This window comes from Aquimarina sp. KJ22-3, from assembly GCF_055808215.1.
In genome coordinates, this window is record NZ_CM147859.1 from 4,379,787 (window position 1) to 4,395,000 (window position 15,214).

The following is a 15,214-nucleotide window of genomic DNA, read 5'->3' on the forward strand; positions in this document are numbered from 1 at the left end:
TTTTTTAAATATTAGATTATTATGTGGTCTGTTATTTGGATAACAGCAATTTTATACTCAAAAGGTATTCGGTACGGCATGCTGTATAGTAGCAGTGCGCATTAAAAAATACTTAGATAAGGTAATAAGGGATCATTGCAGCGATCAAATGCTGCCTAATCTTATGGTGTAAGAAGCCATTCTAAAGGAGCAGTACTCCTTTAGAAATGCTTCAACAAAAAATGGAAAACTGGTGTGAAATAGGGATTTAATTATCCTTTTTTATCCTGTCTAGTTCAGGTACTTCTTTATCTTTAATCTTCTTGTTATTGTTATTTCCAAAAGTATACACGGCGGAAAAAATGAATGCAGAAATATCAAAAAACTGATCGGCTTGAATATCAAACCCTTCTAAACTTGTATTTGATTGCACTCTATACGTGTCAAAAATATCTTGAGCATTAAGTCTTAAACTTAGCTGATCGTTAAACATCTTTTTTCCTACCGATATGTTGAGAATTTGTAAAGGCTGTATCGTAAAAATACCATCTCGTTGCTCTCCTGAATACAGATACGATAAATTAACATCGAACTTTGCCGGAAGACTAAAACTACTTTGCAACAAAAACTCGAAGTACGTATTGTCTTTTAATTTTTGATCATCGATGACTGTAGTGTTAAAAACGTGAGAAACTCCTCCATAAGCATAAATTGTCCACCAATCCAGATCATAAGGTGCTCCCAGACCTACCGAAAATTGTTCTTCACTTTCAAAATTTATTTCGGTAGCTACAGTTACAAAATCTTCATTTGTCAGAAAATCATATATCGGCCTTTTGAACTTGTTATATGATATATCCAAACTTATGGCTTCTTGATACTCTATAGATAATTCGAATTCGTCAGTTTGCACAGGTCTTAATCTTGGATTTCCTCTCTGAATACTTAAGGAATCTATGAAATTAACAAATGGATTTAAAGACTGAATATCTGGTCTTGCAATTCTTTTGCTATAGTAAAAACCTAATCCTAAATCCTCGCTCATCTTGTAATTCAAAGACACAGAAGGGAATACATTGGTAAAACTGCTATCGATGATCGTTTCGTCGGTAACTCTAGAAACCCCGCTTAGATCTGTATTCTCCACTCTTACTCCTAATTTAGCCCTTAGCTTTTCAAAATTCTTACGGATTTCACCATATACCGCATAGATAGTTTCGTCGTATTTAAATCCTTCTCTTTCGATAATAGTTTGTTCTGTAATATTTGATAATCGAAGATCACTAGAGTTTAGGACCTTAGAATATTTTGCACCAACATCTACCATTAAACTTTCTCCAAAAGGATGTGAGTAATCTATGGCTGTAGTTAAAATATCGATGTTGTTTTCGTTGTTGTTTTCTTTATTTCGATCTGCTGTTAAGTTTGAGATGTCTTCTAGTATCCCTCCCTTGGACGAAGATTCGAATCTGGTATAATTCGAAAAGAAATTGAATCTTCTTCCTAAGGTATCAATACGGTTTTCATAATTAACATTCACAGAATTCGTTTGGCTACTCACCTCTGTACTGGTAAAGGTATTCAACTGTAGGTCTTGATTATTCAAATTTATTACCTGATTGGTATTATTAGCATCAAGATCATCGCCTTCTATAGCAGAACTTAACTTGATATCCAGGGTTTGATTTGTTCCTATATCAATACTACTTCCTAATCTTACGTTATGTACATTTTTAAAATCTGATGTGTTCTCCACAATATTTCTCATTGTGGTTTCGGTAAGGTCATCATTAAAAAAAGTACGTTGATATTCATCGATACTTCTTCTTTGTTTTGGTCCGTAGCTATACGAACTGTAAAGATTTACTCCTCCTTTTTTATAATTAAGATTGAGCCCTCCCAGCCAACTTGATAATGTTCTTTGATCATATCTGAAAGTAAGTTTAGAATTAAACCCTTCTTTTTTGTTTTTCGTAGTAGTTATAAAAACAATTGCATTACCCTCTGCATCATACTTTGCAGATGGATTACGAATCACTTCTACTTTGGATACATCACTAGAATTAATCAAATTTAACTCTGATGCATCTTCTACTCTTCTACCATCGATATAGATTTGTGCCTGTCCTTTTCCGAAAACCTGTATCGCATTCTCAGAACTAACAGAAAGAGATGGAGTTTGTCGTAATATATCAGAGGCATTTCCAATTTCACTTATTGAAGAGTTCTCTACATTCATAGTGAGTACTCCTGCCTCTTTTTTGATGGTTGGTTTTTTCGCGATAATAGACACTCCCTCTAATTGCTCTATCGCTTCTTCTAAGACGATTACTCCCAAATCCTTATTTTCGGATACACTCAACGAAATAGTTTTAGAATGATAGCCTAAAAAGCTAATTTCAAGATTGAACTGCCCTGCTTCACTTTCAATAACAAAATTTCCATTCTCATCGGTGGTTACACCATTTAAGATCGTATTATCCGATGATTTCAAAACTACATTTACAAATGGTAGTGCAATATTTTGAATGTCTTCGATGATTTGGCCTTTGATCTCAAAATTTTGCCCAAAACTCAGCAAAGGGAACAAAAGAATTAGTAATACTGTTTTTACTTGAGGTTTAATAAAATGTTTCATTAATTAGGTTTGTGTGACGATTTCACTTAGTTTTTAACGCTACAATTGATATCAAGTAATTATTAAACCGCTCTGGGAAGTTGATAAAGATAACCAATTGGGATTTTAACCAAAATATTTTGTTGAATTGATTTGATTCTGACGATAATGTTATTCTGATTATTAATGTTTACGATTTCACATTCTTTTCCTTCCAGCGGACCATGAAGTATGGTTTTGATCTCTCCTATAGCAGGAATCTCGTTGGCTGGACTTAATTGGATATCACTACCTACGCCGATTAATAACTTTATCATCTCAATTTCATGATCCTTTACAATGGCATAAGTGTTACCAAAAGTTATATAAGCACAAGCTCCATCTATAGAAAGAGATTTATGAAGGTCCATAGCAGATTTGATTTTTACAAATACATAAGATGTAAATAGAGGAACCTTTATTTTCTTTTTTCTATCACTCCACTCTCTTATAGTGTCTACCATAGGAAGAAAAGTTTCAATCTCATTTTCTACCAAAAGATCATGTACCTTTCTTTCTTGACGAGATCTTACATAAAGAACATACCATTTGTTTAATTGAAGATTCATTGTGTGTAAGTTGTATTAAAAAGGTGAATAAAAAATATAGCTTCGCTTCCTTGAGTCACAAACCTTATATTCTTAAATATTTGTTTTGTTTATCAAGTATTATATCAGCAACATAAAAACCAGAAATATCTTCTTGTCTTTATATTTTTTTACTTATCAAAAAGTAAAATGAGTTTTAATTAAAAATTGAATGTTATAAATTTTTAATGGTCATATATTTTTAGGTAGTCCAAAAAAGACTTCTTTAATAATATGATCTGTACAAAAATTTTAATCATTTCTTTTCTCTTAATCTCAAAACAAACTTAGGAGTAAAAAGCCTTAAAATAAAGGACGTATGTAGTGAATTTATAAATTATACGCTTAAAATTTATAAATATTAAGGACTTAAAAATTGTTTTAATTTACTGACAATCAATTATTTATTTAATTTAAGTGTTTTTTTGCCTTTTTTCTTGGATTTATAAATAGAGAAAATCCAGTATTTTCATTTTTTATAAATTTTCATATGAATTGCACCGAAATTCACGAATTTGTTGAGTGTATCATTTGTAAACAAATGAAGCAACACTTGTAGAAATTATAATGTAAAAATTGACCTGGAAATAGAAAAAACAATGCCGAAGTAAAATGTTTTAAAACTAAAAAATCCATTCAATATTTTGAATGGATTTTTACCTGTTGTGGGCGCGAAGGGATTCGAACCCCTGACCCCTTGGGTGTAAACCAAGTGCTCTGAACCAACTGAGCTACGCGCCCTTTTCAATATTTTTTCGCAATCCTTGTTCCTGATTGCGGATGCAAATATAACACAGTTTTGTAGTCTACCAAAAGAAAATTGAAGAAAAATTAAATTATTTCTGCTACTACAAATGTACTTCCTCCTACATAAATGACATCTTGATCTGTAGCTTCCTGTAATGCAGATTGATAGGCTTCTTGTACCGAGTCATAATGCGCTCCAAGTAATTTGAATTTTTTTCCATTTTTTCTCAATTCATACGCATCCAAACCACGAAGAATATTTGGTTTGGCAAAATAGTAACGTGCATCCTTTGGAAATAAAGGCAAGATAGTATCGAGATCTTTATCATTAACAACCCCTAAAACGATATGCAAATTATCAAATTTCTCCTCCTCTAGCTGTTTTACCACTTCTTTGATTCCATCTTCGTTGTGCGCAGTATCACAAATTACCTTTGGATGTTCTTGCAAGATTTGCCATCTCCCCAATAAGCTTGTATTCTTAACTACTTCCTGAAGGCCTTTTTCGATATGAGCATCTTCAACCTTCCATCCCCTTTCTCGTAATACCAATAGGGTTTGTAAAGCTGTTTTTACATTTTCTATCTGATATCTTCCTCTTAAGTCTGTAGTGACTAATGGACCAGTATACGCTTCTGCCAAAAATAATGTACTATTACATGCTTTGGCCTTATCCAAAAACACCTTTTTGGTTTCATTAGTTGTTCTTCCTATTACCACCGGAACATCTGGCTTAATGATCCCTGCTTTCTCTCCGGCAATAGCTCCCAGAGTATCTCCCAAAAAACGAGTGTGATCCAGTCCTATATTTGTAATAACAGATACTTCTGGGGTAATGATATTTGTAGAATCCAATCTCCCCCAAGGCCAACTTCAATTACCGCGATATCTATATCCGAGTCACTAAAGTATTGAAACGCCATTCCCACAGTCATTTCAAAAAATGACAAATGATGCTTTTCAAAATAACTTTTGTGTTTCTCTATAAACTCAACAACATATTCTTCAGTGATCACTTTGCCGTTAATCCGAATACGCTCTCTGAAATCCTTTAAATGAGGAGAAGTATACAACCCCACCTTATACCCGGCTTCTTGTAATACTGAAGCCAGCATATGACTGGTAGACCCTTTTCCATTAGTGCCTCCAACATGAATGCTTTTGAATTTCTTGTGCGGGTTTTCTAAGTGAGTTGCTAATTGGATTGTATTGTGAAGATCAACTTTGTAGGCGCTTGCTCCTTGACGTTGATACATCGGTAATTGAGCAAACATCCAATCCAGGGTTTCCCTGTAATTCATAAATACTATTCAGAAAGTTTAAATTGATAGATAATGGTCCCCACTTGTTTTACCGGTGCTTTGGCATCACTATTAAACTTGGTTGCCAATGCAGCCCTTTTGGCTGGTTCCATAAGACAAGAAGCACTATTGGTTGTTCCTTTTACTCCAGGGGTTGCTCTAATTACTCTTCCGCTCTGATTAACCTCTATTCTTACCACAACAATACCAGACTCATTGCAATCCTGAACGAACTTTTCTTTATTTAATGCTTTACGACCTCCTAATCGATAATTTCCATCTCCATCTAGCCCTTTTCCGTTACCATAGTACTTTTTGGCATTAGGGTCACCATCTGGACTTCCTTTATCTCCAGGAGATCTATCGTCTCCTTCTCCTCCTTTGGCCGTACCATCGTTTTTGGGTCCATTAGAAAAGCTATTTAATATATCCAGCGTCGACTTATCTGGTTTAGGATCGGGTTTCTTTTCCTCTACCTTTTTAGGTGTTTCCTTTACGGTCTTTTTGGTAACTTTTTGATCCGAAGTTTCTTTAGGGACTTCTTTAGTCTTTTCGACCTTCTTTTTAGGCTTTTTCTTTGGCTTTTTATCAATCACCGGGGCGTCTTCAAGATCTTGCGTAGCCACCTTTTCCTGAATTTCGGGTGAGTCCTCTTGTGGAGTGGGAGCAGTAGAAGCCGATTCGGGCGTTGTATTCTTTGGCGAAGTTTTAATGGGTTTATTAGGTTGTATCTTTCCAGATCCAACTGCTGTAGTACCAAAATTTACCGCAATTCCACTTTCTTCTTCCGGAACAATATAACTAAGGCTAAGATAAAACAGTAACAAGATAATCCCAATGTGCAACAATATCGTTAGCACCAAGGATTTTCTTTTATGTTTTGTATCCAGCTTTATCATAATCAATCGGGTTTCACCGCCAGTATAACTTTAAATTTATTTCTATTCGCAATATCCATTACGGCTACTGCACGTTCTATTGGGACTCCTTCTTCTGCTCTCAGAATAATAGTAGGCTCATTCTGTCCTTGTAACCTTGAAATCAAAGTTGATTCTAAACTACTTTGCGTAATCCGTTCGTCATCTACATAATACTGCAATTTATTGGTAATGCTTACCGATATATTTTGCACATTAGAGCTTTTACCTTTAGCTTTTGGCAATATAAGATCCAAGGCTTCTGGTGTTATTGCAGGAGAGGTCAGTAAAAAAACACCAATAACAGAAATACAATATCTGTCATCGACGACATACTGAACTCTGGACTTACTTTGTTTCTTCCTCTTAAGTTCATACTATGCAGGTTCGTTCAACAAGTCCAAGAAATCTACAGCCTGAGCTTCCATAGTGTGAATCACTTTATCTGTACGAACTACTAAGTGATTATATCCTATATACGCTACAATACCAACTACAAGACCACCAACGGTTGTAGTCATAGCCGTATAAATACCTTCGGCCAGAACTCCCATATCTGCAGTACCAGAACTGGATGCCAAATTATGGAATGCCAAAATCATACCAATTACTGTTCCTAAGAATCCTATCATAGGTGCAGCACCTGCTACTGTAGCCAAAATACCTACATTCTTTTCTAATTTGTAGACCTCCAAACGCCCTGCATTTTCAATAGCTTTATTAATATCTTCCAGAGGATGTCCGATTCTAGAAATACCTTTTTCGGTCAATCTTGCCACGGGATTATTCGTTTGAGCACATAAAATCTTAGCCGCTTCAATTTTTCCACTTGCCACATTATCTCTGATCTGGTGCATAAAGCTCTCATCATATTTAGAAGCCGCTTTTATAGCAAAAAGTCTTTCAAAGTAAATATAGACTGCTACAAAGAGCAAAACAAAAAGTATAGCGATTATCACAACCGCTCCGGTTCCTCCGCTTAACAGGAGGTCCATAATAGAGAGTGATTTCTCTTCAATTACTGTGTCAACTTGTGCAGAACTTTGGGTAAACGCACTGAGCATAGATAAATACATCATTTTGATTTCGTTAATTTAGTGTTAGTATACTAACGTTATTTATGTAGGTTAAGTATATCCCCAATTTACAATAAATAAATCACTCCTAATAATCCAACTCCTCCGAGCACTATCGTATAAGGGAAAGCCATTTTTACCATTTTGGTGTATGACAATCCGATTAACGGTGCTAACGAAGAGGTTAGTAAAAATAAGAACGCTGCTTGACCATTAGGTGTTGCAACACTTGGTAAATTTGTACCTGTATTGATCGCTATGGCTAAGTTTTCAAACTGCTCTCGAGTAATAGCACCCGCATCAAAAGCTTGTTTTACTTCACCAATGTATACTGTAGCAACGAATACATTATCACTGATCATGGATAATACTCCATTGGCAACATAAAACATTGACGGCTGATCTTTTGGGTCTAATTTCAACGCCCAATCGATAATAGGAGTGAACAAATGTTGATCATGAATCATCGCAACAATTACAAAGAAAACTACCAATAATCCAGTAAATGGTAATGCTTCTTCAAAAGCTTTACCTAATTGATGCTCTTCTGTAATACCCATAAAGGCCGTTTGGACGATAATCAATGCTAACCCTATAAATCCAACAGGCGCAAGGTGTAATGCTAATCCTATGATCAAAAGTATAGCAGAAACTGCTTGAACAATTAACCCATATTTGGATCGGTCTGATCGATTGGCATCTTCCTCATCTGTATAGTTCTGTATGATTGTTCTGGCGACATCTGGTAATTTGGCTCCAAAACCAAACGATCCTGTCATTTCCAAAACCACTGTAGTAAGCAAACCTGCCCCTAAAACAGGCAAAGATATAGGTGCCATTTTCAGGAAAAACTGAATAAAATCCCATCCCATTCGCTCACCAATCAATAAGTTTTGAGGCTCACCCACTAGTGTACACACACCTCCTAAAGCTGTACCTACTACACCATGCATCACCAAACTTCTTAAAAAGCTTCTGAATTGTTCTAACGTTTCTCCACTAAGTTCTTTTCGATCCAAGACGCCACTATCATCATAATCTCCGGAGCCCGAATGTATTTTGTGATACACCCCATAAAATCCAACAGCAACACTAATCAAAACTGCTGTTACTGTTAAGGCATCTAGAAAAGCCGAAAGTACTGCTGCAAGAAATACAAATAGCAACGATAAAATCATTTTTGATTTAATCTTCGTGAATACCTTACTGAAGATATACATCAACAAAGGTTTCATAAAGTAGATACCGGCCACCATGAATACCAACAAAAGAATAACTTCTAGGTTTTGCTCAACTTCGAGCAATACTCCTCCTTTGATTCCTTTTCCTAATTCATCATGAAGTACTTTTCCATGATCAAGCTTGTACATAGGATGCGTGAGGCCTAAAGCAAGTGCTTCTATAGCTAATATCCCTCCTGATTGCAGAGGATAACATTTTAGTGCCATCGCCAAAGTAAAAATAAACTCCGCTATAAATACCCAAGCGGTTACGGTTGGTCCTAATATGAAATACGAGAAAACATTAAAAATTAAAAATCCGATCATTACAAATTTGAACCATTTCGGACTACTTCCTAGAAAATACTTTAACATAGTGATGCTTGGTTATACATTAATATTATACCAGCTGTTTGAAGGCTATTTCAAACGCTGTTTTACTTATATTTACTTTTGTTTGCTTGCTATTGTAAGTGCTCTGTATTGCTTTTTTTATAGTTTCTGAAGTATCTTTAAAAATAGCTTCATCCGTCATTTGTACCCTACGCTCCATAAAATAGGCAAATACTCTAGCCATACCGCAATTTGAAATAAAATCAGGAATAAGACTTACTTTTTCATCGGTATACTCCATTATAGGACCAAAAAATATTTCTTTATCAGCGAATGGTACATTGGCTCCACATGATATTACCTCAAGTCCAGAATCGATCATTTGTGTAATCTGTTCCTTGGTGATCAACCTGGAAGCTGCACAAGGCGCAAAAATCTCGGTCGGCAATGACCAAATCCTTTCATTCATCTCCTCGAAAGGAATTAACGTTTCACTATACAGCTTATTACCTTTCTTGTTTAAATATAACTCCTTTATTTCTTCAAAAGAGAACCCATCTTCCTTGATAAGCCCACCGATATGATCAATAATACCAACAACTTTGGCTCCCATTTCAGATAAATAATAGGCTGCCGCAGAACCTACGTTTCCAAAACCTTGGACTACTGCTCTTTTCCCCTTGACATCCCCTCCATAAATGGTATAGTAATGTCTAACCGCTTCTGCTACGCCATATCCTGTAATCATATCCGCAACCGTATACTTACGGGATACATCTGGTGAAAAAGTAGTATTCTCCAAAACTTTAATAACCCCTTGGCGAAGCTGTCCTATTCTATTAATTTTATCCGCTTCTGTAGGTTGAAAGTGTCCATTAAAAACTCCTTCCTGTGGATGCCAAACCCCGCATTCTTCAGTAATTGGGATTACCTCATGAATTTCGTCTACATTAAGATCTCCTCCTGTTCCATAATAACTCTTCAATAAGGGAGATACGGCTTTATACCAACGCTGAAGCACTCCTTTTTTTCTTGGGTCATTGGGATCGAAGTTAATTCCAGATTTGGCACCACCAATTTCTGGTCCCGAAACTGTAAACTTTACTTCCATAGTTTTGGCCAAAGAAAGCACCTCATTCATATCTAATCCTTTTCGCATTCTTGTACCACCACCAGCAGCTCCACCTCGTAAAGAATTGATCACTGTCCAGCCTTCGGCTTCGGTTTCAGAATCCTTCCAATTAAAAACTATCTCAGGCGCTTTATTTTCATACTTTTTTAGTAATTCTTTCATTCTTAAAATTTCAATTTAGCAAATCAATAATTCTCTCTTTTAAAAAAAACAACACCAATGGTGTTTGTAAAAAGTTAAATTAAATATCCTCCAAACGGAGGTCAGCGCTGAGTCATTTTTTTGCGTTTTGAATAGATTAATAGGTTACTACAAAGCAACCTCACAAATATAAAAAACTAAATATCCCTAGAACGAAAATAAAGGTAAAATTATCGTATCCTAATAATCCTTCAATCTTAAACAAAATTGCCTCAAAATTCCCCAACGAGACCTTCCATGTTTTGATATTATTTTACCCTAAAATTTCATTACATCAAAAAACAAAAAAAACACCAGAACTATCATATTATCAACTATATTTGTAGAATTAATAAAAATATCGGGGTTATCTCGATTTATTTTCATCAAAAAGTAGGAATTGCGTGTTATGCACGCACAGTAAATTTTCAATACATATGGACTTTAAATTATCCGAAGAACAGTTAATGATACGCGATGCTGCTCGTGATTTTGCTAAAGCAGAATTGTTACCTGGAGTAATAGAACGCGATAATAAACAAGAATTTCCCACTGAACAGGTTAAAAAAATGGGAGAACTTGGATTTTTAGGAATGATGGCTTCTCCAGAATACGGTGGTGGAGGTATGGACACCTTATCCTATGTACTAGTTATGGAAGAGTTATCAAAGATTGATGCTTCTTGCTCAGTAATCGTATCAGTAAACAACTCTTTGGTATGTTGGGGTCTTGATGAATATGGATCTCCAGAACAAAAGGAAAAATATTTATCCAAATTAACCAATGGTGAATCGATTGGTGCTTTTTGTTTATCAGAACCAGAAGCAGGTAGTGATGCTACTTCTCAAAAAACTACGGCAATAGACAAAGGAGATCACTATGTATTAAATGGAACCAAAAACTGGATTACTAATGGAGGTTCTGCAGATTATTACTTAGTTATTGCACAAACTGACAGAGATAAGGGACATAAAGGAATCAATGCCTTTATTGTTGAAAAAGGTTGGGAAGGTTTTGAAATTGGACCAAAAGAAGACAAATTAGGAATTAGAGGAAGTGACACTCACTCTCTTATTTTTAATGATGTTAAGGTACCTAAAGAAAATCGTATCGGTGAAGATGGATTTGGATTCAAATTTGCGATGAAAACATTGGCCGGAGGTCGTATCGGTATTGCTGCTCAGGCATTAGGTATTGCTGCAGGAGCTTATGAATTAGCCAAAGAATATTCTAAAGTTCGTAAAGCCTTTGGAACTGAAATCATGAATCACCAGGCGATTGCTTTTAAACTTGCTGATATGCACACCAAAATTGAGGCTGCAAGAATGTTGGTATACAAAGCTGCAATGGACAAAGACAACCACGAAAGCTATGACCTTTCTGGTGCTATGGCCAAGCTTTATGCTTCTGAAGTAGCTATGGAAACTGCTGTAGAGGCCGTACAGATACATGGTGGTAATGGATTCGTAAAAGAATATCACGTAGAACGATTAATGCGTGATGCAAAAATTACTCAGATTTACGAGGGAACAAGTGAAATCCAAAAGATTGTAATCTCAAGAAGTGTTCTTAGAGATTAATTCGATAACATATCATAATTAAAAAACCCAAACTAAATATTAGTTTGGGTTTTTTAATTCAATTATTATACTAAATAGCACAAACTTTCAAAAGGTCTTGCCTTACAATTAAATCTGTTTAACACATTACTACGGTCTCAGAATCTCCACAAAGAACTGGATCATTAATAATTCCTGAAAGACATTCTCTTGTTTCCAAACAAATAATGATCGCAGTACGAATACTACCCGTATCTTCATCTGGACAAACAAAAAAAGAGTCAGATGTTCCTCCATTAATCGCTTGCTTAGCTTGTTTATCCAACCTCGCTACTTTTATTTTTTTTAGTGTGATTTTAGTTTTATTTTGTTTTTTCATGATGTACTCAAATTAATAGCGCCACTCAATAACATTCCATATTTCTAGACACAATCTCTCCCTTCGGTTTCTCTACATATCCCATCACCAGAATTATTACAAAAAATGATTCCTGTAGGTACACTACCAGTATCCTGACCATTACCACACACAACAAAAGTACCTCCTTTTACCGATTCTTTTACTTTTTTGTCGAGTCTAGCTACATTTATTTTTTCTAACTTAATTTTCGTTTTGTTTTGCTTTTTCATTTTACTTGTCGAAAAACTATTTTTAAAAAATTAAAAATCCAAAGACGTTAGAGTTAAATTAAACAACATCACAATTTTATCTCTAACCGCTTTGGAAGCACCTATTTTAATAAATTAACATTTATTACCAACTTCACTTTCTCTGCATAAATGGTTTCCGGCAGATGGACAGCCAAAAGTCTTTTCACATAAAGCATCCCCTGCTATTCCAACTTTGGTTTTTAAACTACCGGTATTTCTTTCATCACATAAAATATAGGATAACAAAGTTCCTCCTTTAATTGATTCTCCCGCTCGTCGATCTAGTCTTGCGACTTGAATTTTTTTTAATTCAATTTTTGTTTGTTTACGTTTTTTCATAATATTCTAATTACATCTTTTTTACCCTTCAAAAATAGAGAAGAATTCCCAAAAAAAGCTTCAAACTGGTTAACATTCATAAATATTCACCAACAAAAACCTATTCAAACCATTGATTTTCAATGTTTTTTATGAATTCTGCGGGTTTACAGCCTTTTCGCTTTAAAAACGCCTTTGCAAATGATTGTATGTTATTAAATCCTACTTCTCCGGCCATTGATCTTACCGAATATTGCTTAAACTTTTTATTCGTTTTAATTTGATCCACACAAAAATCAATTCGAAGATCATTAATATAATTTGTAAAGTTCTTTCCCTTTTCAATATTAATAACCTTGGATAAGTATGAGGAGTTAGTTTTTAAACTTTTTGAAACACTACCAAGGGACAAGTTATTTTTTAAGTATTTATGATCATTTTCAAAATCTTGTAACTTTTTCAAAATCTCCTTTTTAATATCCTCTGGCACTTCCACAACAACAGTTGCTTCTTTTTTCTTTTCTATCGAATTAACCAGCTCTGTATATTTATCAGAAATTTCAGAATACTTATTCCTTCTTTTCTTTAAATAAAAAAACAATGATATGAGAATTGACAATAAAATTACACCAAAAAGTATCGACCTATGTCTCGACATTTTGTTTTTAGAATCAATGGTTTCTATCAGTTCTTTTTTATCTTTCACCAATCTTGCTATATCATACTTCTCTACGATATTATTATTTAACCTAGCATACTTTTCGTTAAACGTTCGCTCCAATTGAAGTAATTTATTGGTAATTCTAAGCTGATTCTCTAAATCCTTGTTCTCTTGATAATAATCAATAAGCAACGTAAAAACCTCATGTATTTGAGGAACATAATTGAATTCATTGGTAGTAGACTCTGCTTTTATAAGATAATCCAACCCCTTTTTCTTTTCGCCCAATTTCAGCAAGGATTTGGCTAAATACAAATAAGAAATTTTTACATTAACATCTTCCTTATCTTCTCTTGAGGTGATCAGCATTTTTTGCAAGCTATCTTTGGCTTCTTTATACGCTTCTCTGTAAAAACTATTTACTCCATATGCAGATAACAAATCCGGATAGAATTCCGTATTTCCGGTAGAAAATCTCAGCCGAATTCCCTTATTTAAATAATAACTAGCAGAGTCATATTTTTTAAGACGATTATAAGTATCACCCAACTTGTAAAGTGTAGCTGCGTAGGTCATGGGGTACTCCACTAAGGTATCTTCCTTAATCAAAAAATCATAATTCTCCTTAAAAGTGATTAATGCTTCTCTGTTTTTTCCCAAATTAGTCTTTAACAAGGCAACATTGTGTTTTAAGGCAACAATTTGCTCCTCATTTCCAACACGTTCAGCATGTTTCAAAGCGATCAAATAGGATTGCAAAGCATCATCATAACGATCCAGAGCATATAATGCATATCCTTTTTTTAAATATCCGGTTGCTGGATAACGCATATGCGTTTCCATATCTTTTGTCGTGATAATTATAGAATCGGCATACTGTAAAGCTATATTGTTTCGGTTACTGTGATCATAAATATTAAACAACAAGTTATACGCCCTGGCGGTTTGTATGACATCACTTTCATTCTTTGCCTTGTACAAATACTCACTTGCGATATGTAAACTTAAAATAGAATCCTCACTATTTTCGTCAAAAAGCTGGTTCAACTCATCAAATGTCTTAAACTTTAATGAATCCAACATTTTTTGTGCATTATTATCTGAGGATTGTGCTTTTAAACCAATTGACAATAAACAAAGCCATAATACAATACCAAAACGAATACTTTTTATATACATCTTAAAAATCGGGGGAGCTAGCTTTAATACAATTATTCCAACATAAGTTTGAAGTATATAAAAAAAATAGACGTTAAAAAAATCTGAAAGGCAAAAATCATCTTTATTTCATAAATAATCAGAGATTCCTACGTAAAACGGCAAGGTAACGTTTATGAATACAAAGGGTAATATTCATGAATACGTACCTGATCCCCTTGAATTACAGTTATCAAGTCAATACATTTGTACCTCGGATATCAAAAAATAGCCTACATCCCATCAAGAGGTTACCTCATTTTTTTGCAAAAAAGTCGAACTACTATAATCAACTTTAAACTAAGTATAGTGTCCCATTTTTATTCAATTTTTAAAATAACGCTTAATAAAGAAATGAAAAAACACATAAAACTATTTCCCTATTTGCTTGTAGAATCAACCCTATTACTATTACTGTCTTGTGATAAAGATGAATTGGTCTTTGAAGAAGAATTATCTATTAACGACAGTAATTTTTCAATAATGAATCGTAAGCTAAAATTTGATTCTAAAGAAGATTTAGCTGAAACCATCAATTATCAAAAAATGAAGGGCGTAGTACAGCAGCAAACACTTTTGAAAACCTATATCAAATAGGGCTTAGATCACACAAACCAATAATAGACAAATACAATATTAAACTAATTTCAAAACTGAAACAAGAACGATAAGAGAAAGTTTAAGCGGGAAGAACTGATAT

12 protein-coding genes, 1 tRNA gene and 2 pseudogenes are annotated in these 15,214 nt (G+C 34.4%); 2 read left to right on the top strand and 13 right to left on the bottom strand.

Going from position 1 to position 15,214, the window contains the following annotated elements:
• Positions 1 to 247 precede the first annotated feature (247 nt).
• From AC0L3Q_RS20115 to AC0L3Q_RS20155, 9 genes and pseudogenes are all read right to left on the bottom strand, one after another.
• Positions 248 to 2,617 carry a TonB-dependent receptor gene (locus AC0L3Q_RS20115; RefSeq protein ID WP_473282336.1) on the bottom strand — a complete coding sequence of 790 codons (2,370 nt, stop codon included), beginning with the start codon at positions 2,615 to 2,617 and terminating at the stop codon, positions 248 to 250.
• Positions 2,618 to 2,679: 62 nt separating this feature from the next.
• Positions 2,680 to 3,204: a UpxY family transcription antiterminator gene (locus tag AC0L3Q_RS20120; RefSeq protein WP_473282337.1), complete on the bottom strand. Its 525-nt coding sequence runs from the start codon at positions 3,202 to 3,204 to the stop codon at positions 2,680 to 2,682.
• Between the two features lie 684 nt (positions 3,205 to 3,888).
• A tRNA-Val gene (locus AC0L3Q_RS20125) sits at positions 3,889 to 3,963 on the bottom strand.
• Positions 3,964 to 4,053: 90 nt separating this feature from the next.
• Positions 4,054 to 5,270 (bottom strand): annotated as a pseudogene (locus tag AC0L3Q_RS20130) (bifunctional folylpolyglutamate synthase/dihydrofolate synthase).
• Positions 5,271 to 5,275: 5 nt separating this feature from the next.
• Positions 5,276 to 6,169 carry an energy transducer TonB gene (locus AC0L3Q_RS20135; RefSeq protein WP_473282339.1) on the bottom strand — a complete coding sequence of 298 codons (894 nt, stop codon included), beginning with the start codon at positions 6,167 to 6,169 and terminating at the stop codon, positions 5,276 to 5,278.
• A gap of 2 nt (positions 6,170 to 6,171) precedes the next feature.
• Positions 6,172 to 6,563 (bottom strand): annotated as a pseudogene (locus AC0L3Q_RS20140) (ExbD/TolR family protein).
• A gap of 1 nt (position 6,564) precedes the next feature.
• Positions 6,565 to 7,251 (bottom strand): MotA/TolQ/ExbB proton channel family protein, encoded by a 687-nt coding sequence (locus tag AC0L3Q_RS20145; protein WP_473286985.1) that lies wholly within the window; start codon positions 7,249 to 7,251, stop codon positions 6,565 to 6,567.
• Between the two features lie 80 nt (positions 7,252 to 7,331).
• Entirely contained in the window at positions 7,332 to 8,858 is a 1,527-nt protein-coding gene (gene nhaB, locus AC0L3Q_RS20150) for a sodium/proton antiporter NhaB (protein WP_073322098.1), read from the bottom strand.
• Positions 8,859 to 8,883: 25 nt separating this feature from the next.
• A complete protein-coding gene (locus tag AC0L3Q_RS20155; RefSeq protein ID WP_473282341.1) occupies positions 8,884 to 10,110 on the bottom strand; it encodes a Glu/Leu/Phe/Val dehydrogenase dimerization domain-containing protein in 1,227 nt (408 codons plus the stop codon).
• A gap of 455 nt (positions 10,111 to 10,565) precedes the next feature.
• Between AC0L3Q_RS20155 and AC0L3Q_RS20160 the strand changes: the two genes are divergently transcribed.
• Positions 10,566 to 11,708: an acyl-CoA dehydrogenase gene (locus AC0L3Q_RS20160; protein ID WP_473282343.1), complete on the top strand. Its 1,143-nt coding sequence runs from the start codon at positions 10,566 to 10,568 to the stop codon at positions 11,706 to 11,708.
• Positions 11,709 to 11,826: 118 nt separating this feature from the next.
• On the opposite strand, the gene AC0L3Q_RS20165 is transcribed toward AC0L3Q_RS20160, so the two are convergent.
• The 4 genes from AC0L3Q_RS20165 to AC0L3Q_RS20180 all read right to left on the bottom strand — a co-directional run bounded on the left by AC0L3Q_RS20165 (position 11,827) and on the right by AC0L3Q_RS20180 (position 14,400).
• The gene (locus tag AC0L3Q_RS20165; protein WP_473282345.1) at positions 11,827 to 12,012 is read right to left on the bottom strand and encodes a hypothetical protein; all 186 of its coding nucleotides are present in this window, start codon (positions 12,010 to 12,012) and stop codon (positions 11,827 to 11,829) included.
• 98 nt (positions 12,013 to 12,110) lie between these two features.
• Entirely contained in the window at positions 12,111 to 12,317 is a 207-nt protein-coding gene (locus tag AC0L3Q_RS20170) for a hypothetical protein (protein WP_473282347.1), read from the bottom strand.
• Positions 12,318 to 12,431: 114 nt separating this feature from the next.
• On the bottom strand, positions 12,432 to 12,677 hold the full coding sequence (locus AC0L3Q_RS20175) for a hypothetical protein (RefSeq protein ID WP_473282349.1): 246 nt from the start codon (positions 12,675 to 12,677) through the stop codon (positions 12,432 to 12,434).
• A gap of 100 nt (positions 12,678 to 12,777) precedes the next feature.
• On the bottom strand, positions 12,778 to 14,400 hold the full coding sequence (locus tag AC0L3Q_RS20180; RefSeq protein ID WP_473282351.1) for a helix-turn-helix domain-containing protein: 1,623 nt from the start codon (positions 14,398 to 14,400) through the stop codon (positions 12,778 to 12,780).
• Positions 14,401 to 14,898: 498 nt separating this feature from the next.
• Between AC0L3Q_RS20180 and AC0L3Q_RS20185 the strand changes: the two genes are divergently transcribed.
• Positions 14,899 to 15,111 carry a hypothetical protein gene (locus AC0L3Q_RS20185; protein WP_473282353.1) on the top strand — a complete coding sequence of 71 codons (213 nt, stop codon included), beginning with the start codon at positions 14,899 to 14,901 and terminating at the stop codon, positions 15,109 to 15,111.
• Positions 15,112 to 15,214 lie beyond the last annotated feature (103 nt).